This is a genomic window from Bacillus sp. MYb56 (assembly GCF_002976445.1).
Taxonomy (GTDB): domain Bacteria; phylum Bacillota; class Bacilli; order Bacillales; family Bacillaceae_G; genus Bacillus_A; species Bacillus_A mycoides.
In genome coordinates, this window is record NZ_PCOH01000021.1 from 48,660 (window position 1) to 68,952 (window position 20,293).

The 20,293-nt window shown below is 33.9% G+C and carries 13 protein-coding genes and 1 pseudogene; 13 read left to right on the top strand and 1 reads right to left on the bottom strand.

Going from position 1 to position 20,293, the window contains the following annotated elements; genetic code table 11:
- Window positions 1-37 precede the first annotated feature (37 nt).
- The 10 genes and pseudogenes from CQ058_RS21730 to CQ058_RS21785 all read left to right on the top strand — a co-directional run bounded on the left by CQ058_RS21730 (window position 38) and on the right by CQ058_RS21785 (window position 16,574).
- A complete protein-coding gene (locus CQ058_RS21730; protein WP_105589977.1) occupies window positions 38-1,468 on the top strand; it encodes an IS4 family transposase in 1,431 nt (476 codons plus the stop codon).
- Between the two features lie 1,608 nt (window positions 1,469-3,076).
- Window positions 3,077-3,640 (top strand): hypothetical protein, encoded by a 564-nt coding sequence (locus tag CQ058_RS21745; protein WP_016102548.1) that lies wholly within the window; start codon window positions 3,077-3,079, stop codon window positions 3,638-3,640.
- Window positions 3,641-3,869: 229 nt separating this feature from the next.
- Entirely contained in the window at window positions 3,870-4,427 is a 558-nt protein-coding gene (locus CQ058_RS21750) for an AAA family ATPase (protein ID WP_087962992.1), read from the top strand.
- Between the two features lie 205 nt (window positions 4,428-4,632).
- Window positions 4,633-4,788, top strand: a pseudogene (locus CQ058_RS21755) (sporulation protein YhbH); the annotation flags it as partial.
- A gap of 128 nt (window positions 4,789-4,916) precedes the next feature.
- Window positions 4,917-8,480, top strand: a complete 3,564-nt coding sequence (locus tag CQ058_RS21760) for a leucine-rich repeat domain-containing protein (RefSeq protein ID WP_105589979.1) — start codon at window positions 4,917-4,919, stop codon at window positions 8,478-8,480.
- A gap of 302 nt (window positions 8,481-8,782) precedes the next feature.
- The gene (gene colA, locus CQ058_RS21765) at window positions 8,783-11,680 is read left to right on the top strand and encodes a collagenase ColA (protein WP_002193368.1); all 2,898 of its coding nucleotides are present in this window, start codon (window positions 8,783-8,785) and stop codon (window positions 11,678-11,680) included.
- A gap of 247 nt (window positions 11,681-11,927) precedes the next feature.
- Window positions 11,928-12,476 carry an NfeD family protein gene (locus tag CQ058_RS21770; protein ID WP_002188231.1) on the top strand — a complete coding sequence of 183 codons (549 nt, stop codon included), beginning with the start codon at window positions 11,928-11,930 and terminating at the stop codon, window positions 12,474-12,476.
- Between the two features lie 12 nt (window positions 12,477-12,488).
- Window positions 12,489-14,063 (top strand): flotillin lipid rafts scaffold protein FloT, encoded by a 1,575-nt coding sequence (locus tag CQ058_RS21775; RefSeq protein ID WP_002188232.1) that lies wholly within the window; start codon window positions 12,489-12,491, stop codon window positions 14,061-14,063.
- Window positions 14,064-14,274: 211 nt separating this feature from the next.
- Complete coding sequence (locus tag CQ058_RS21780) at window positions 14,275-15,882, top strand: ATP-binding protein (RefSeq protein WP_483861160.1); 1,608 nt, start codon at window positions 14,275-14,277, stop codon at window positions 15,880-15,882.
- Complete coding sequence (locus tag CQ058_RS21785) at window positions 15,882-16,574, top strand: response regulator (RefSeq protein WP_105589981.1); 693 nt, start codon at window positions 15,882-15,884, stop codon at window positions 16,572-16,574. Before CQ058_RS21780 ends, CQ058_RS21785 begins: the two co-directional genes overlap by 1 nt.
- A 69-nt stretch (window positions 16,575-16,643) precedes the next feature.
- On the opposite strand, the gene CQ058_RS21790 is transcribed toward CQ058_RS21785, so the two are convergent.
- Window positions 16,644-17,948 carry a CitMHS family transporter gene (locus CQ058_RS21790; protein WP_002188234.1) on the bottom strand — a complete coding sequence of 435 codons (1,305 nt, stop codon included), beginning with the start codon at window positions 17,946-17,948 and terminating at the stop codon, window positions 16,644-16,646.
- A 255-nt stretch (window positions 17,949-18,203) separates the two neighbouring features.
- Here CQ058_RS21790 and CQ058_RS21795 point away from each other — a divergent pair, with 255 nt between their 5' ends.
- From CQ058_RS21795 to CQ058_RS21805, 3 genes are all read left to right on the top strand, one after another.
- Window positions 18,204-18,458, top strand: a complete 255-nt coding sequence (locus tag CQ058_RS21795) for a hypothetical protein (RefSeq protein ID WP_002029671.1) — start codon at window positions 18,204-18,206, stop codon at window positions 18,456-18,458.
- A 136-nt stretch (window positions 18,459-18,594) separates the two neighbouring features.
- On the top strand, window positions 18,595-19,098 hold the full coding sequence (locus CQ058_RS21800) for a nitrous oxide reductase accessory protein NosL (RefSeq protein ID WP_002140312.1): 504 nt from the start codon (window positions 18,595-18,597) through the stop codon (window positions 19,096-19,098).
- Window positions 19,099-19,387: 289 nt separating this feature from the next.
- The gene (locus CQ058_RS21805) at window positions 19,388-20,260 is read left to right on the top strand and encodes an ankyrin repeat domain-containing protein (protein WP_002125108.1); all 873 of its coding nucleotides are present in this window, start codon (window positions 19,388-19,390) and stop codon (window positions 20,258-20,260) included.
- Window positions 20,261-20,293 lie beyond the last annotated feature (33 nt).

A 20,293-nucleotide genomic window follows, 5' to 3' on the forward strand; every position in this document is an offset into this window, starting at 1 on the left:
TGTTAACCTTTTTGATACGAAAGGATGGCGTTTTTGTATGAATATTTCGATTTCAAACGAGTTTCAATTACTCTCGCAAGAGTTACAACAAGTCTTTTCCTCGCAAACGTTGAAACAAATTGCAAGGCAAACGGGATTTGTACAACGAACGAGTAAATATCGTGCACAAGATTTATCTGCTTTATGTATTGGATTGGGCCAAGACATTGCGAGTCATTCTTTGAACCGTTTATGTGGAGCTCTGGAAGAAAATACTGGTATATTGATGAGTCCAGAAGGACTCAATCAACGCTTTAATGCCAATGCTGTTACTTTTTTACGTACGATATTTTCAAAACTTATACAGGCACAATTTTTATCTACAACTACAATTCCTCATTCTTTTTCAGAGTATTTTCGTCGTATTCGTATTTTAGATGCAACTACATTTCAAGTTTCAGACATGCTGTCTACCGTGTATCCTGGTTCCGGTGGAAGTGGAAAAGCATCTGGTGTAAAAGTGCAATTAGAATATGATTTACTTAGCGGTCAATTTCTACATGTTCAGGTAGCACCTGGTAAGCAAAATGATGTGAATTACGGGAAAGAAATTCAATCAACAGTAGATCTGCAAGACCTATGTATACGAGACTTAGGTTATTTTAGTTTATCTGACTTTGATGTAATCCAACAAAAGGGAGCTTATTATCTTTCACGATTAAAAATGAATACAAAAATTTATCAAAAAAATGCTGATGTTATGTATTTTAAAAATGGTGTTTTAAAAAAGAACTCTGAGTTTTTTAACATCGCTTTAGAAGAGATTATGTCACAAATAAAACCCGGTGAACTTTATGAGATTCCCCTTGCTTATGTCGGACGTGATTATAAACTTCCTGTACGTGTGGTGATTTATAAATTAACACCAGAACAAAAAGAACAACGATTAAAAGATCGAGCATACAAAGAAAAAAAGAAACGAATCACCTATAGTGAAAGGACTAAACAGTTACAAGAAATCAATGTTTATATTACGAATATTCCATCGGAATATGTCCCGAAGGAGTGTATTCATGATCTCTATTCTCTGCGTTGGCAGATTGAAATAATGTTTAAAACATGGAAATCAATTTTTCGTCTTCACCATAATACCAATGTAAAAATAGAAAGGTTTGAATGTCATTTATACGGGAAGCTAATTGCTTTATTATTATCTTCCACCATCATGTATCAAATGCGTCGGTTATTAGTTATCAAAAAACAGAAAGAACTCAGTGAAGTAAAAGCCATGTATATGATTTATGACTATTTTAAAAAGTTATATAGATATATGCAGCAACAAACCACACATTTATCCAAAAGTCTTCTTCGGTTATTTTACCTGTTGGAAAAGAACGGAAAAAAGTCGCATCGATACCAAAAGAAAACAGTCTTCGATATCTTAGGTGTGGCATACGAATATTACCTATCGCCCAAGAAAAGTGCATGATTTTTAAAACGAAAACCCATTAGGGCTATTTGATATGCCCTTATTTAATGACCAAAGCTTTTCAATTCATATTCAAGATAAGTTGATGTAATTTTTTATAATCGTTTTTTGTTAGCTTGATAGCAATGGGGTACGGAAACGATTCGAGGAATGAGGGGCCACATGTGAAGGGATTTTATAGTATTCAACAATCGGGCCATTTTATGGAATATCACCTTTAAAATCTGGATATTTGTGTTAAAATTTCTCTATATTGTTTTCCATCTAAACTGGACAAGAGAGGTATTTGAGATTTATGGGAGTAGCTTGTAATTTGAACTGCGGACATTGCTCTTACAATCAAAATGTTTTTTTAGGAATTGGATTTAGATATATAAACTTGAGTTCGATTTTAGAATGGTATGAGGAAGAAGAAGGTCGGCAATACATCAGCGAATTTATTAATAACAAGGAAACGTCTTTTGAATGCTACGACGGTCTATATGTTTGTCAGAAGTGTTGTTTCCTATTAAATAAAGTACATTTACATATGAAGTCAGGAACCCAATCTTACACGAACACTCAGACTTGTCCTCGATGTAATACTCAAATGCCGTCAAAGCCTTTAGTCGATATTAATCAAAGTGAAGTTCTAGATTGTCCAGATTGTGGGCAAGAAAAGCTAAAGGTGAGTTTTTATATGGATTGGGACTAAGAAGTTGGTTCTTAAAATTTCCTCATTAAACTAAAAGAGGCTTTAGCAAAATAACTGTAGAGTTATTTTACAGTCATCGTGTTTTTCAATATTCTACAATCGGTCGCTATTGTTGAATAAACCTTAGATTTTCAAACGACTTTATTGGGGTACCCCATACTGGACTTATGTAAAAATTTCTCAATATTATATTATTACTATGTAAAATATAATATAAGTAATTCTTTTTATTGTTTATATTTTGTTATTTCCTGTTGCAGAATCCTTATAATAAGGATTCTATTTTTTTGCATTAAATTTCTACAAACAAAAAAAGATAAGATCGGAGAATACGATCTTATCTTCAGCACAAGGAGTAAACATAAGTGATAACCATCACATTTTTATTATACCTTAATTTTTGTTAATTTTGAATATTAAAACCATAATTAACAAGTATATCAATATTGAGAAATTTATTACAAAATTAGCTATAAATGATTCAAAATCCGAATGTAAACTTTTACCCATTAGCTTACATTCGTTTCACCTAAAATATTGAATCCATCCAAAATCCCATAATATCCTCGAAATACAAAGCAAAAATGTACATTCAAAATGCTGTGTTGGTGTGCAGGATTTTTTCTTATTCAGCAATCGGGCCATATTCTTGAATAAAGAAGGAATTTATATGAACAATCTTAAAATTGTAATTCATTTCAGAAAAGGTCATCGTTGTTAAATAAGGTACAAATATATAGTCCAACCAGTACCTGCCCATTATGTAATTCACTTAAAGGATATAAAGAATAAAAAGGCTCTAATATTGAATAAGAATATAAAGGGCGGAGCTTATTTGAAGACTTTTGAAGCTTTGTACTTTTATTTTTAAAACTAATATGCTTCATTTCTTAAGTGAGAAGGGAGAATGTCTTTTGAGCTTAAAACATGAGAAACATATGAGGTCAGAAATAGCTGATAAAACTTATTTGACTAAAGGATGGGGCTATGTTGCAGCTCTTGCACTGTTGCCGTATGCGATTTTAAAATCACTTTGGGCATGGGGATCAACGGTAGGACTTACAACAAAACAAGCTGTACAAAATGTAGCAGGGTTTGGTGATACCTTAAAAGAAGGATCTGCTTTTCTATATACGTTATATACCATCGGAATAGACTTCACAGCTATCTTGGCGATACTGGCATCTTTATTTGCTTTAGCTCTCGTGACTTCCTGGGGGGAGAAACTACCAAAATGGTTATTAATCATATTAGGATGGTCAGTTGGGGTGTTGACAGTTCTAATTAGCTTCTTGACAGCTCTTCAATTTTTAGGAATGCTTCCAAAAGGATACACCGAAGGGTTAGCCATTTGGGTGTATGTCGTAACGTACGGAGGATTGTTCTTGTGGGGAGTAACTGTATTTATAGCGACTCTGTCGTTCCAGCATCGGATTAAAAACAAACAGTCCCCAAAAAAAAGATATTTTAGGCAATAATTTACTTCGAGTGCTTATCTTGAATATCCTTTCAGTGTTGGTGTTCCGGGAAAATTTTCAACAATCGGGCCATATAACAGCATAACTTTTTCAGGTTAACAAATTAAAAACGTTAATGTGAAATGTATTTACTGAACAACCTAAAATTTTTCAGATAGTATGAAGTTTGTGAAAAAGGGTACTTGAAATTACTGGTATAATAATAAAAAATCATAAATAGAGGAATTCTATGAAATTTGTACTTATATTTGGTCCACAAGCAGTTGGTAAAATGACAGTAGGGCAAGAGTTAGTTAAAGTAACTGGATTGAAACTATTTCATAACCATATGACCATTGAATTACTTGAGCCCTTATTCAGCTTTAGCCCGGAAATGTGGAGGTTGTCAACTTTATTTAGAAAAGAAATATTCAAGGCAGTGGCTGAGAGTGAACTGGAAGGTTTGATCTTTACATATGTGTGGGCTTTTGATCAACAAGAGGATTGGGACTTCGTAGACCAGACATGTGAAATCTTTGAATCCCAGGGTGCCACTATTTATTTTGTGGAATTAGAAGCCGATATGGACGAGAGGCTGGAACGAAATAAAAGTCCGCATCGACTTGAGCATAAACCTACCAAAAGAAACGTTGATTGGTCGGAGAATGAACTAAGGGAATCAATGGAAAAATACAGATTGAACTCCCATAAAGGTGAAATTAAAAATGAGAACTACATAAAAATTAATAATACAAATTTGAGTGCTGCAGAAGTAGCTGAAATAGTGTCAAAAAGGTTTGAATTATAAAATCACGTGAATGATCTTCAATTATCGGGCGCGATTGTGGAGTAGCATAAATAGGAAATGATCAAACTTTTTTATAATCGTTTAACAAGATTATTAGTATCAATTTGATCAAACTTTATTTTAAATCTTATTTGTAATACAGATAATAGAAGAATAATTTCTAGACCATGGTGTTTATTTTGTGAAGTACAGGGTACATCCCTGCCAACTAAACCAGTACAACCGCCACAGTACGCTTATGTCAGCATATAAAAATATTAAAGACGAGAATTTCAGATATTATATTTTAAAGCAAAAAGCAGATGTATTTCATGCGATGAAGAGCTTTTTTAAAGAAGAATCAGGAGAAAAAATGGCATAACCCCTTGTAAAGGGGTTATTTTTTTGTAAACTTTTTATTTTTTTAGTTGACAATGATAATGAAAATCATTATCATTTATTCGAGAAATGATTACATTTCGATTTATATATTTTGGAGGAGATGTAAAGTTGAAAAAAACTAAAAGAAAACATATAAATGCGATGATTATCGCTGCGGCGTTATCGCTACCGTTTGCTGCGTATTCAACACCTGCTTTAGCAGCGGTAGCAATTGAGGCTAATAAAACGGGACATGCTTTAGAAGATGGTACATATGATGCTGTTATTAAAGCGTATAAAGATAAAACGAATGAAGAGTCTATGGCAGCTGTTTATATAAAAGATCCTAAATTAACTATTGAGAATGGGAAGAAAATTGTAACGGCAACGTTAAGTGATAGTGATTTCTTCGAATACTTGAAAACAGAGGATATTGATACTCCTGGTGTATTCCATGATGTAAAAGTCATATCAGAGGATAAAAAGAAAAATGGGACGAAGGTTATTCAATTTGAAGTTGGAGAATTAGGAAAAAGATATAATATGCAAATGCATATTTATATTCCGACAATGGCCTATGATAATAAGTACCAGGTGCAGTTTGAAGTAAATGCGTTAAATCTAGAAAACAATGTTCCAAAAGATCAAAAGGAAAATAAAGAGGATACAGTGGATCAACAAGATGGAAATGTAATAGTAGATAAGCAATTGCAAATGCATATTAATAAATATAACTTAGAGAGAAAAAATATAAATGAACCTATAACGAAGGAAGATTTATTACAAATTAAAACATTATCCATATACTCAGGTGAGGGGATAAATGAAATAGCTGGTTTAGAATATATGACAAACTTAGAGAAGTTGACATTAAGAGAGTCTAATGTAACAGACATATCTGTTATCTCGGGATTGAGACATTTGAAATATTTAGATTTATCCTCTAATCCAATTGAAAGCATTCAACCCGTTTCTAAGCTAGAGAATCTTGACATGCTCTTTTTAAGAGATAACAAAATTGCAGATCTTACACCGTTAAGTCAAATGAAAAAGATTAAAATATTAGATTTAATTGGTAATAATATAAAGGATCTTACACCATTATTTACAGTGTTATCGTTAGAAGAAGTATACTTAGCAAATAATCAAATTAGTAATCTTTCGGGTATTGAGAAGTTAAAGAATGTGAATCTATTATGGATAGGAAATAATAAAATTAGTGATGCTGAGCCTATTAGTAAAATGAGTAATCTTATTGAACTAGAAATTGCTGATAGTGAAATAAAAGATATATCATCATTATCTAAATTAGTAAAAATACAAGTATTGAATTTAGAAGAGAATTATATCTCTGATATATCGCCACTGAGTAATTTAACAAATTTACATGAGATAAATCTTGGAGCGAATGAAATTTCTGACATAAAGTCTGTTGAGGAATTGGGTAAGCGAACTTCAATAGATATTCAAAGACAAAAAATCTTTTTAGATGAAGCAAGCGTAGATGAAGAAATAAAAATTCCAGTATACAATTTTAAAGGAGAGCCACTTCAAAATATTAAATTGAAAAGTGAGGGGGCTACGCTGAGTAACGGATTTATAAAATGGAATAGTCCTGGAGAAAAAATATATGAATTTAAACTAGATACGAATCCTGCTGAAAGTAAAATAAGATTTAATGGGACGGTTATACAAAGTATAGTTGAAAAACAAACAGAAAGTAAAAATGTAATTCTTGATAAAAATTTACAACAACATATTAATAAAAAGAATTTTGGTAGAGAGAATCTAAATGCCTCTATAACAAAAGAAGATTTATTACAGATTAAAACATTAGAGATACTTAAAGAAAAAGGAAAAGAGATAAAAGATCTAACTGGTTTAGAATACATGACGAACTTAGAAAACCTCACTTTAGAAGGAGTAGGGTTGAAAAATATTGAGTTCATTTCAAACTTGAAACAATTGAAAGACGTGAATGTATCTCATAATAAAATTGAAGATATAACGCCGTTATCTTCACTGGAAAATTTACAGTGGTTAAACCTTGCGGATAATCATATTAAAGATGTATCAGTTCTTGGCTCAATGTTAGACCTACTCAGTTTAAAATTAGCTGGAAATGAGATTCGTGATGTAAGGCCGTTAATACAATTAGGTCAATGGTTTTCAATTGATGCCGGAAGACAAAAAATCATTTTAAATGAAGTGAAAGTAAATGAAGAAATTCAAGTTCCGGTATATGACTTAGAAGGAGAAACTATTGAGAATATTAAACTAACAAGTGAGGGTGGAACGTTTAATAACGGAGTAATGAAATGGAGTACTCCAGGTGAAAAGGTATATAAATTTGATTTAGATTCGGATGAAACTAGTATAAGCTTTAACGGAACAGTTATCCAGAATATAGTTGAAAAAGAAGAAGTAAAAGAGCCGGTAAAAGAAATTGAAGAAACAAAAGAAGAAGTAAAAGAGCCGGTAAAAGAAGTTGAAGAAATAAAAGAAGAAGTAAAAGAGCCGATAAAAGAAGTTGAAGAAACAAAAGAAGAAGAAGTAAAAGAGCCGGTAAAAGAAATTGAAGAAATAAAAGAAGAAGTAAAAGAGCCGGTAAAAGAAGTTGAAGAAACAAAAGAAGAAGTAAAAGAGCCGGTAAAAGAAATTGAAGAAACAAAAGAAGAAGTAAAAGAGCCGGTAAAAGAAGTTGAAGAAATAAAAGAAGAAGTAAAAGAGCCGATAAAAGAAGTTGAAGAAACAAAAGAAGAAGAAGTAAAAGAGCCGGTAAAAGAAATTGAAGAAATAAAAGAAGAAGTAAAAGAGCCGGTAAAAGAAGTTGAAGAAACAAAAGAAGAAGTAAAAGAGCCGGTAAAAGAAATTGAAGAAACAAAAGAAGAAGTAAAAGAGCCGGCGAAAGAAGTTGCAGGTACAAAAGAAGAAGTGAAAGAACCGGCGAAAGAAGTTGCAGGTACAAAAGAAGAGGTAAAAGAGCCGGTAAAAGAAATTGAAGAAACAAAAGAAGAAGTAAAAGAGCCGATAAAAGAAGTTGAAGAAACAAAAGAAGAAGTAAAAGAGCCGGCGAAAGAAGTTGCAGGTACAAAAGAAGAAGTGAAAGAACCGGCGAAAGAAGTTGCAGGTACAAAAGAAGAGGTAAAAGAGCCGGTAAAAGAAATTGAAGAAACAAAAGAAGAAGTAAAAGAGCCGATAAAAGAAGTTGAAGAAACAAAAGAAGAAGTAAAAGAGCCGGCGAAAGAAGTTGCAGGTACAAAAGAAGAAGTGAAAGAACCGGCGAAAGAAGTTGCAGGTACAAAAGAAGAGGTAAAAGAGCCGGTAAAAGAAATTGAAGAAACAAAAGAAGAAGTAAAAGAGCCGATAAAAGAAGTTGAAGAAACAAAAGAAGAAGTAAAAGAGCCGGCGAAAGAAGTTGCAGGTACAAAAGAAGAGGTAAAAGAATCAGCAACTGGATTGGATCAAGAGCAAAAAGGGAATAATCAAGTTGGTCCAGTAAAAGTGGTAGGACAAGAGAGTGCGAAAGAAAAAGATTTAAATAAACAACATGCTAATAAGCAAGAGGAAAATCAGAAGTCTTTAGCAGCAACTGGTGGTCAAGCTAACACACCGACCTTACTTTCTGGATTAGCACTTGTTCTTTCAGCATTAAGTATGTTTGTATTTAGAAAGAGATTATTTAAGAAATAAATAACGTTTTATCTTGTTATTATATAAAATGATTATATAAGTTTTTGAGAAGCCCTTATTATAGCAATTTCATGTTGAAATATGCTTATGATAAGGGCTTTTTGAATAGGGGAAGGATATTAATACGAGGATGTTTCGATTGCTTAAATAATGGAGCAACTGTAGCGGAAACTGTAAGTCCCTTTCGTTCACTATATGTTCAAAATGTATGAAGAAATAATATGAAATATTGCATTTTATATCATTTCATCTAGATAATATGTTAATTTCTTGAATGGAATATATAAATAGGGGGCAATAATATGAACAAGCAATCAAAGATCAATAAAGTGTTGCTTAGTATTAGTACAATGGCGCTATCGCTCGGAGCAATTCAAACGAATGTATCAGCAGAAGAAAAGGTACCGTATAATGTATTGCATTCGAAACCAGTTGGAATTGAAAAACCAGTAGATGAGATCGGACACGCTTCTAAAGCCGAGGAAACATTATCATTTCAAGAACGCTTAAAAGTAGGAGATTTTTCACAGCGACCAGCATCTATTACGAAGAACTCGGCAGTAAAGCAAGCTAAAGAAAGCTATTCAATGGCTGATTTAAACAAAATGAATGATCAAGAATTAATTGAAACGTTAGGCAGTATTAAGTGGCACCAAATTACAGACTTATTCCAGTTTAATGAAGATGCAAAAGCCTTTTATAAAGATAACGGAAAAATGCAAGTAATTATAGACGAATTAGCTCATAGAGGTAGTACATTTACGAAAGATGATTCAAAAGGAATTCAAACGTTTACTGAAGTGTTACGTTCAGCTTTTTATCTTGCATTTTATAATAATGAATTAAGCGACTTAAATGAAAGAAGCTTCCAGGACAAATGTTTACCAGCGTTAAAAGCTATTGCGAAAAATCCCAACTTTAAGCTTGGAACAAATGAGCAAGATACAGTCGTATCTGCATACGGAAAATTAATTAGTAATGCATCAAGTGATGTTGAAACGGTGCAATACGCATCGAATATTTTAAAACAATATAATGATAATTTTAATGCATATGTAGACGATCGTATGAAAGGACAAGCTGTATACGATATGATGCAAGGCATTGATTATGATATACAGTCTTACTTAAATGAGGCTCGTAAAGAAGCGAATGAAACGATGTGGTATGGAAAAGTAGATGGGTTTATTAATGAAATAAATCGTATTGCTCTTCTAAATGACGTAACGCCAGAAAATAAATGGCTCGTTAATAATGGAATTTATTTTGCTAGTCGTTTAGGTAAGTTTCATAGCAATCCAAATAAAGGATTAGAAGTTGTTACACAAGCAATGCATATGTATCCACGTTTAAGTGAACCGTATTTTGTTGCAGTAGAACAAATTACAACAAACTATAATGGGAAAGATTATAGCGGGAATACGGTAGATTTAGAGAAGATACGTAAAGAAGGAAAAGAGCAATACTTACCAAAAACGTATACATTCGATGATGGATCTATTGTATTTAAAACTGGGGATAAAGTGTCAGAAGAAAAAATCAAGAGATTATATTGGGCTGCGAAGGAAGTAAAAGCGCAATATCACCGTGTGATCGGAAATGACAAAGCTTTAGAACAAGGTAATGCAGACGACGTATTAACGATAGTAATCTATAATACTCCAGACGAATACCAGTTAAATAGACAATTGTATGGATATGAAACAAACAACGGTGGAATTTATATTGAAGAGACAGGGACATTCTTTACATATGAGCGTACGCCAGAGCAAAGTATTTATAGTTTAGAAGAGTTATTCCGTCATGAGTTTACTCATTATCTTCAAGGGAGATATGAAGTTCCCGGTTTATTTGGAAGAGGAGATATGTATCAAAATGAAAGATTAACTTGGTTCCAAGAAGGGAATGCAGAATTTTTCGCAGGATCTACTCGTACAAATAACGTTGTACCAAGAAAGAGCATCATTAGTGGATTATCATCTGATCCTGCAAGTCGTTATACAGCAGAGCGTACACTATTTGCTAAATATGGTTCTTGGGATTTCTATAACTACTCGTTCGCATTGCAATCTTACTTATATACTCATCAATTTGAAACGTTTGATAAAATTCAAGATTTAATTCGTGCGAATGATGTGGGAAATTATGATACGTATCGTGAGACTTTAAGTAAAGATTCTAAGTTAAATAAAGAGTATCAAGAGTATATGCAGCAGTTAATTGATAATCAAGATAAGTACAATGTGCCGGAAGTAGCAGATGATTATTTAGCTGAACATGCACCAAAAGCACTAACAGAAGTGAAGAAAGAAATTAGTGAAACGTTGTCTATGAAAGATACAAAAATGACAAAGCATACATCTCAATTCTTTAATACATTTACATTAGAAGGCACATTTACAGGTAGTGTAACAAAAGGTGAGTCAGAAGACTGGAAAGCAATGAGTAAAAGAGTAAATGAGGCTTTAGAACAATTGACGCAAAAAGAATGGAGTGGCTACAAAACGGTTACAGCATATTTCGTCAATTACCGTGTGAATAGCTCTAATCAATTTGAATATGATGTAGTCTTCCACGGTATCGCAAAAGATGACGGAGAAAATAAAGCTCCGACGGTTAATGTAAACGGACCTTATAACGGGCTTGTAAAAGAAGGAATTCAATTCAAAAGTGATGGGTCAAACGATGAAGATGGAAAAATCGTTTCTTATTTATGGGACTTCGGGGATGGAAGTACAAGTACAGAAGTTAATCCAGTACATGCATATGAAAGAGAAGGAACTTATAAAGTAGCGTTAAGAGTAAAAGATGATAAAGGTAAAGAGAGCAGAAATGAAACAACTGTTACGATTAAAGATGGGAGTTTAACAGAATCTGAACCAAATAATCGTTCAGAGGAAGCAAATCGTATTGGGTTAAACACTACTATAAAAGGTAGCCTTATCGGTGGGGATCATACCGATGTTTATACATTTAATGTCGCATCAGCGAAAGATATCGATATTTCTGTTTTAAATGAGTATGGAATCGGGATGACATGGGTACTTCACCATGAATCAGATATGCAAAATTACGCAGCTTATGGTCAAGCTAATGGAAATCGTATAGAAGCAAAATTTAATGCAAAACCAGGTAAGTATTACTTGTATGTATATAAATATGATAATGGCGATGGAGCGTACGCATTATCAGTAAAATAAGTGCTTTTCCAATGTATGTTTAACTTTACTTTTTGTGGAAAATAGTATATTATATAGATATACAATATATCGGTTATTTACTAGGAGGAGCCTGTCACAATAGGTTTCTCCTGTTCTTTTTTAGAGGCCTGTCTTACAGGCTTTTCTTTAAAAGATAAATAACTGAAAATTAAGAACGATAATCTTTGAAAGAGGTGGGGCATACATATAACAAAAAAAGGGATTGTTTAAGAAAGGGGGATAAGAAATGGTCTTGTTTGGTTATCCACTTGAAACAATTTATTTATATGGATTTATTATTGCTACTATACTCACTGTTATTTATATTTTCTTTGGAGATATATTTGAATCAATATTTAGTTTTGGGGGCGGATCTGTATCCGTTGTAACTTTATTACTTAGTTTTTTTGCAATGTTATGTGGATTTAGTTATATAGGAGAATATTTATTTTCCTTTAATAGCATTATTACTTTTGGTGGCTCATTTGCTATATCCTTTATCGGTGTTTTCATAATGAAAATATTAATTTTAAAACCGATTGCAGAGGCAGAGCAAAATACAATGCACCGCATGGATGAATTTATTGGACGAAAAGGAGAAGTAATTATATCGATTCCGAAAGAAGGATTTGGAGAAGTATTAATCTCATCCCAATTTGGAAGTAATGCAATACCAGCGAAAACAATTGGGAAAAAAGATATTTCACAAGGAACCGAGGTCATTATTGAAGGAGTTCAAGATGGTGTTTTGCTTGTACAAAACATCGCTTATTCTTTAAAGAAACCAAAATTATAAGGGGGAATTTACATGACGATTCCATTAATTATCGGTGGAGTTTTACTCGCAATTTTACTTCTACTCATTTTAGTATTCATTACGAAGTATCGTACAGTTGGTCCAGATGAAGCATTAATTGTAACAGGGAACTGGCTTGGTGGTGGAAAGAATGTCGTTACCACTGATGATGGAAAGAAGATTAAGATTATCCGCGGTGGCGGTACTTTCGTTGTTCCAATTATGCAACGGGCAGAACTTCTTAGCTTATTAAACTACAAATTAGAAGTTGGAACACGTGATACGTATACGAAACAAGGTGTACCGATTACAGTAAACGGTGTTTCTATTATTAAAGTAGGATCGACAATTGAAGAAGTTTCTACAGCAGCTGAACAATATTTAGGAAAAGAAACGGAAGAGTTAAAAGTAGAAGCAAAAGAAGTTTTAGAAGGGCATCTACGTGCTATTTTATCTTCTATGACAGTAGAAGATGCTTATAGTAATAGAGAGCAATTCGCACAAAAGGTGCATGAAGTGGCTTCTACTGATTTGAAGAAGATGGGACTTCGCATCGTTTCCTTTACAATTAAAGAAATAATGGATAAAAACGGTTACTTAGATGCACTTGGTCAGCCGCAAATTGCAATGGTTAAGCGTGATGCAACAGTTGCAAATGCAGAGCGTGAAAAAGAGGCACGAATTGAAAAAGCTCGTGCTGAGAAAGAAGCAAAAGAAGCGGAATATCAACGTGATGCACAAATCGCTGAAGCTGAAAAACATAAGGAATTAAAAGTACAATCTTATAAGAGAGACCAAGAACAAGCTCGCGCAGATGCAGATCTTTCTTATGAATTACAACAAGCGAAAGCACAACAAGGTGTTACAGAAGAGCAAATGCGAGTTAAAATCATTGAGCGTGAAAAGCAAATTGAGTTAGAAGAAAAAGAGATTGCGCGTCGTGAAAAGCAATACGATGCAGAAGTAAAGAAAAAGGCAGATGCAGATCGCTATGCTGTTGAACAATCAGCCGAAGCGGAAAAAGTAAAACAAATGAAAAAAGCAGATGCGGATCAATATAAAATTGAAGCAGAAGCAAGAGCACGTGCAGAAGAAGTACGTGTAGAAGGTTTAGCAAAAGCAGAAATTGAAAAAGCACAAGGTCAGGCAAAGGCAGAAGTACAAAAGGCGCAAGGTACAGCGGAAGCAGATGTTATTAGGTTAAAAGGTTTAGCAGAAGCAGAAGCGAAACAAAAAATTGCAGAAGCATTTGAATTATATGGGCAAGCCGCGATTATGGATATGGTTCTTAAAATGCTTCCGAGTTATGCGAAAGAAATTGCGAGTCCGCTTAGCAACATTGATAAAATTACAGTCGTTGATACAGGCGGTGGTGGAAAGAATAGCGGCGCCGGAAAAGTTGCAGGGTATGCGACAGATTTAATGGCAACAATGCAAGAAACTTTAAAAGCCTCTTCTGGTATTGATTTAAAAGAATTACTAGAAGGATTCGCTGGAAAAGGTGCCGTGCAGCAACTATCAAACGATAAACCTGTCGTATCTGTAGTAGAAGGTAAGGAAAAAGAAGTAGAGAAAGATAAGGAATAGTAAGGTGAAAAGCCCCTCTAGTAAATAGATATTAGAGGGGCTTTTGTGTGTTTATAGGACTCTCTGCTAACACTAAGGCAGAGTAGTGAATAATGATATAAAAGTAAAGAAATAAATGTGGTATGATTAAGTTGAAAAATCTGTATATTCTTTGAATTCTATCTTCAGTAATGTTAGGGGAATGATTTTGAAATTGAAGAAATTGAAGAAATTGAAGAAATTGAAGAAATTGAAACTGCAACCGAGAATTACATTAACTATTAGTACACTTATTCTTGTTGTACTGCTGTTAACGAGTTATTTATTTTACTACATATTATCTGAAACAGTAGAAGAACAAATTGGAAAAAGGGCGTTGCATGTTGCGAAAACAGTTGCTGCTATACCGGAAATCGGGGAAGCTTTTCAAAAAGAAAATCCAGCTTCTATTATTCAGCCAATTGCAGAAAAAATTCGAATCGAAACAGATGCTGATTTTATTGTAGTTGGAAATAAAGATGGTATTCGTTATGCGCATCCTAAGCGAGATAAAATAGGAGAGAGAATGGTTGGCGGAGATAATGAAGGGGTTCTATTAGAAGGGGAATCTTATGTTTCGAAAGCAACGGGATCATTAGGGCCTTCACTACGCGGAAAAGTCCCGATTCATAATCAGGATAATGAAATTATTGGTGTAGTATCTGTTGGTTTTTCAATGGATGATATTCATGGAGCGATAGAAGTGTATGGAAAGCGTGTGTTTTGGATTACAATAACAGGTCTGTTAATTGGGATAATAGGGTCTGTATATTTAGCAAAAAGTATTAAACGGATGATGTTTGGAATGGAGCCAGAAGAAATTTCATCTTTATACGAGGAGCATAGTACAGTTATTCAATCTGTACGTGAAGGGATTGTAGTAATCGATAAAAATGGAATGGTTAGTTTAGTAAATCAAGCGGCATACGATATCCTTTCTTTAGATAAACAACAAAATATAATGGGAGAATTTATTTTAGATGTTATTCCTAATTCATCGATACTGGATGTACTTCAAACCGGAGAAGAACAATTTGATCGCCAATTAAATATAAAGGGACAGGATGTTATTGCTAATCGTCTACCTATTAAAGTTAATCATAAAGTAACTGGTGTAGTATCCAGTTTACGCCTGAAATCTGAAATGGATCAATTAACAGCAGAATTGTCTCAAACGCGGCAATATACAGAGGCATTGCGGGCACAAACGCATGAATATAACAATTTATTGTATACGCTTTCGGGTCTTATCCAATTAGAGTCGTATGAAGATGCTTTAGAGCTTATTCATAAGGAAACAGCAGTATATCAAGAGTTCGTTCAATTTATTATGAAACGAATTCAAAATCCATGGTTAGGTGGGATTTTAATTGGATTTTATAATAGGGCGCGAGAGTTGAAGATTGATTTTATGTTAGATCGGGAAAGTAGTTTAGAAGAGTTAAGTCCGCATATTGAGAGTAATTACGTTGTTTCTATTTTAGGGAATTTGATTACGAATGCATTTGAAGCAATCGAAAGAAATCACGAACATAATAAGAAAGTAAGAATGTTTGTAACAGACATTGGAGAAGAAATATTAATTGAAGTGGAAGATTCAGGACAAGGTGTTCATGATGAAATAATTACAAGTATATTCTATAAAGGTTTTTCGACGAAGGCGGGCGAAAAACGTGGATATGGATTAGCGAAAGTCAAAGAGTTAGTGGAAGATTTAAATGGGAGTATTGCGATTGAAAAAGGGGATTTAGGTGGTGCTTTATTTATAATTGCATTACCGAAAGAGAGAGGCGAATTGTAATGAATGAGGGGATTGAAGTATTGATTGTAGAAGATGATATTCGGATTGCGGAAATTCATCGTCGTTTTACTGAAAAAATTGAAGGGTTTAAAGTAATTGGAACAGCAACGACTGGGGAACAGGCGAAAGAATGGTTAGAGTTTGTAAAGCCACAACTCGTTTTATTAGATGTATATTTACCTGACATGCAAGGGACTGAACTCGTCACATATATTAGGCATAATTTGCATGATACAGATATTATTATGATTACAGCCGCATCAGAGACGGATGTAGTGCGACATGCTTTACGAGGCGGAGTAACAGATTATATTGTAAAGCCACTTACATTTGATCGGTTTAAAACAAGTTTAGAAAGTTATCAAAAGAAGATTACGAAGTTAAAGAAAAATACTCAATTATCTTCAGAACAGATTGAACATCTATGGTCCCAAAGAGGGGTGCAGGCAAATCAAATAGAATATGCGCCAAAAGGAATCGACCCTTTAACGTTAGCAAAAATAAAAAAGCATATGCTAACTATTAATGAAGAGGGAATTACTGCAGAGATATTAAGTTCAATGGTAGGTGTAAGCCGATCAACTGCGAGGCGCTATTTAGAGTATTTGATCTCTGGAAAGAAAGTGCATGGGGAGCTTATATATGGAAGTGTGGGAAGGCCAGAAAGAAGGTATTTCCGCGTTTCTTCATAGGGGATTTTTACAACAATAAAAACAGTAGAGGATTATTACATTTCCTCTACTGTTTTTTCTAGTTTCATCTTATATTGGAATAATTCCAATTACAATTCCAGTAATCAACATAACCATTGTCGTTCCAACGGCCCAAAGTAAAGTGAATCGTTGGTGTTCACCAAAATCAACCTTGGCCATTCCGACTAATAAATAAGTGGAAGCAACGAGGGGACTCAGTAAGTGAACAGGTTGACCGAGTAACGAAGCACGTCCCATTTCTGCTGCACTAATTCCGTAAGCGGCAGCAGCTTTCGTTAAAATAGGTAATACGCCGAAGTAAAAAGCATCATTAGACATGAAAAATGTGAACGGCATACTTAGTAAAGCTGTAATAATTGGAAGCTGTGGGCCAAGTGCATCTGGTATAAGAGTAACAACACTTTGAGCCATCGCATCTACCATTTTTGTTCCAGATAGAATACCTGTGAAAATTCCAGCAGCAAAGACGAGAGAAACAACCGCTAATACGTTTCCAGCGTGAGACGCAATACGCTCTTTTTGTTGCTCTAAGTTTGGATAGTTAATCATAACGGCAATAGCAAAAGCGACTGTAAATAGAACAGGTAGCGGCATAACTTCTAGTATGAGACAGACAAGTAATGTAGCGGTCAATAAAAAGTTAATCCATAGAAGTTTAGGGCGTTTATGCACGGCAGCTTCAACAGTCGCAGCTTGCTCATCCATTGTTTGCATTTGTTTTAAATATTGTACATCCATAATTCCTAAACGTTTTCTTTCTTTTTTTCCAAGATAGTAGGCAACGAAAACTACCCAAATTGCACCAGCAATCATTCCTGGTATAAGTGGTGTGAAGAGCTCTGATGCATCAAGTCCAAGAGCACTCATAACCCGAGCAGTTGGTCCACCCCAAGGTGTAAGATTTGTAACACCTGCCCCTAACATAACAACCCCAGCTAATATAAGTGGATTCATTCCAAGACGTTTATATAGTGGATACATTGCGGAAACTGTAATCATATATGTTGTTGTTCCGTCACCATCTAATGAAACGATAATAGTAAGAATAGCTGTACCAACAACAATTTTTAAAGGATCACCTTTTACAAATTTTAAAATTTTACTAATAACAGGATCGAATAAACCGCTATCAATCATAATTCCGAAATATAAAATGGCGAACATAAGCATAATACCAGTAGGTGCTAGCTTTTGAATTCCTTCTAACATCATCGGGCCCATATTGGCATAAAAGCCACCAATTAATGCGAAAATAATTGGAACTAATATTAATGCTACTAAGGCTGACATACGTTTAGTCATAATCAAAAACATAAAGACGAATACCATTGCAAATCCAAGTAATGCTACCATGTAATCTCCCCCTCAAAAAATGATTGCGCTTTCAATATAAAACGAAAATTCAGATAAAAGGTTTTTTATTTATAATAAAAGGTTCAATTCGAATGGTAAATAATTAAAGAAATAACATCATTAGAAACATAATCTTTATTTTGATCATTTTGTTCATGAGGTAATTTTGAATTTTTAAAAAGATAAATGCCTTCGTACAAGAATGGTAGAATAAGGTGAAAACGAGAAGCGCGTGAAGTAGGGAGTAGATTTTGAATGGAAACAAGAATAGAAGAGATTTATAGTTCATGTAAAGGAAAAGTAGAGGAGATTTTTATTAATGAATCCTCTTACGTATATGAATGGGAGAAATTAATGATGATCCGAAAAAATGATGGTGAGCTTGAGAAAATCGGGATAGGGATTAGTGGAAATATAAGATTAGTAAATGTAGAAGTTGGACAGGAAATTGATACGGATACATTATTAGTTAAGCTGGAAGATGATTTATTAATTACTGGTTGTGAATGATGAGGGATGTGTAGAAGTAACTGCACATCTCTTTTTTGCTCCATATATTACAAAAAGAACATTGTTTTTTCACAAATCTCACACAACCTTCTGCTATTCTTTTCGTGGAGTATACGGTTTTTAGGGAGGAATATTAATGAGGGTAAAATATGTCGTACTTGTTATATGTGTATGTTTCATCTTTATGGCAGTAGGATGTGGAAAACAGGAAATAAAAGCTGTGGCAATTAATGAGAAACATGATAAATGTGATATTTGCCAAATCGGGGTAATGGATAATCAATTTGCAACAGAAATCATTTTAGAAAGTGGAAAAGCGTTAAAGTTTGATGATATCGGTTGTATGTATAAATGGATGGAGATCAATTCAGGTGAAAAGACGAAAGAAAAATTTGTTCGAGATTATGATTCGAAAGATTGGGTTTCGTTAGAAGATGCTACTTACGTATATGATAAAACAATAACGACACCGATGGCTTATAATGTCATTTCATTTAAAAATAAAAAAGATGCAGAGAGTTTTGTATCTAACTATAAGGGGAAAGTTCTTTCGTATAAAGAGCTATCAGAGCATAAATGGGAAATGAATAAAGAGATGATGGGAAAACCGAAAACAGGGAATCACGGTGGGCATCATTAATAATAGAAAAAGACAACTATATAGTTGTCTTTTTCTATTATTACTCAGGTGCAAATATAGAAAAGGTGTAAAAATTTTAGAAGAACGGTTACAATGGAATATAGTAACCTAAAGCAATCATTTATGTACTTTTTAGAAATATATACAAATGCGGTAAAAACGTGCTAAACTAATTGCTTCATAATGTTAATGATGAGGCCATCAGGCGTATCATTCCAATAGGTTGAGAAACATAGTATAAGTTTAAGATAATCCGATTAAAGAAGGAATCTAAAGGGCTTATGGATAAATGTACTCAAGAAGAGTTATTGTATGTGATGGAGGAATGGTTAAGAAAACATTATCTTTCATAGGAGCTGTAGTTGTGAGAAAACAAAAAATTTTATTATGTATGTTATTAGGACTTTTAATGACGGTAGTGGCTTGCGATAAGCAAGAGGAGCCAGAATCAAAACCGGTTCATGTGAAAAACGAAAAGAAAAAAGAAAAGCATAAAGAACAGGAAGAATCTAAAGAAGAAAAAAGTATAAATTTAATGGACAAACAGTTGCTACTTTCTGCGACGCTTGGAGACACAGAAACAGCTATGAAGCTGATCCAAGATGGAGCGAATATCAATGTAGAAGGTGACAACGGAGAAACGCCTGTCCTTGCAGCGACGTATCAAAATCATGTAGAGACAGTTAAAGCATTAATTGATGCGGGTGCTGATATTGAAATTCAAGACGAAAAACAAAGTAATCCATTTCTTTATGCAAGTAGAGAAGGATATACGGATATTGTAAAAGTATTAATTAATGCAGGAGTTAATACGAAGGAAACGACTAAGTCAGGTGGAACAGCACTTATTTCTGCATCTGAGCGTGGCCATGTAGAGGTTGTTAAAGAATTATTAGAGCATACAGATATTGATGTGAATTATAAGAATGAACGTGGTGGAACAGCTTTATTAGAAGTAATTGTATTAGGAAATGGTAGTGAAAGTCATAAGAAAGTAATTCAAATGCTTATTGACCACGGGGCAGATGTAAATATGGCCAATAAGGAAAATATTACGCCGCTGCAATATGCTGAAAAAAGAGGTTTTAAAGATATTGCGAATATGTTGAGGATAGCTGGAGCGAATGAAGTAGTACAGCCGCAACCACAACTGGCGGAATAACAAGCTGAAGAAATAAAAAGCACGAAATAATCC

Coding starts and splice junctions, on each gene's coding strand:
- CQ058_RS21785 (WP_105589981.1), top strand. CDS start 15,882: ATGAATGAGGGGATTGAAGTATTGATTGTAGAAGATGATATTCGGATT.
- CQ058_RS21730 (WP_105589977.1), top strand. CDS start 38: ATGAATATTTCGATTTCAAACGAGTTTCAATTACTCTCGCAAGAGTTA.
- CQ058_RS21805 (WP_002125108.1), top strand. CDS start 19,388: ATGTACTCAAGAAGAGTTATTGTATGTGATGGAGGAATGGTTAAGAAA.
- CQ058_RS21750 (WP_087962992.1), top strand. CDS start 3,870: ATGAAATTTGTACTTATATTTGGTCCACAAGCAGTTGGTAAAATGACA.
- CQ058_RS21790 (WP_002188234.1), bottom strand. CDS start 17,948: ATGGTAGCATTACTTGGATTTGCAATGGTATTCGTCTTTATGTTTTTG.
- CQ058_RS21795 (WP_002029671.1), top strand. CDS start 18,204: ATGGAAACAAGAATAGAAGAGATTTATAGTTCATGTAAAGGAAAAGTA.
- CQ058_RS21800 (WP_002140312.1), top strand. CDS start 18,595: ATGAGGGTAAAATATGTCGTACTTGTTATATGTGTATGTTTCATCTTT.
- colA (WP_002193368.1), top strand. CDS start 8,783: ATGAACAAGCAATCAAAGATCAATAAAGTGTTGCTTAGTATTAGTACA.
- CQ058_RS21770 (WP_002188231.1), top strand. CDS start 11,928: ATGGTCTTGTTTGGTTATCCACTTGAAACAATTTATTTATATGGATTT.
- CQ058_RS21775 (WP_002188232.1), top strand. CDS start 12,489: ATGACGATTCCATTAATTATCGGTGGAGTTTTACTCGCAATTTTACTT.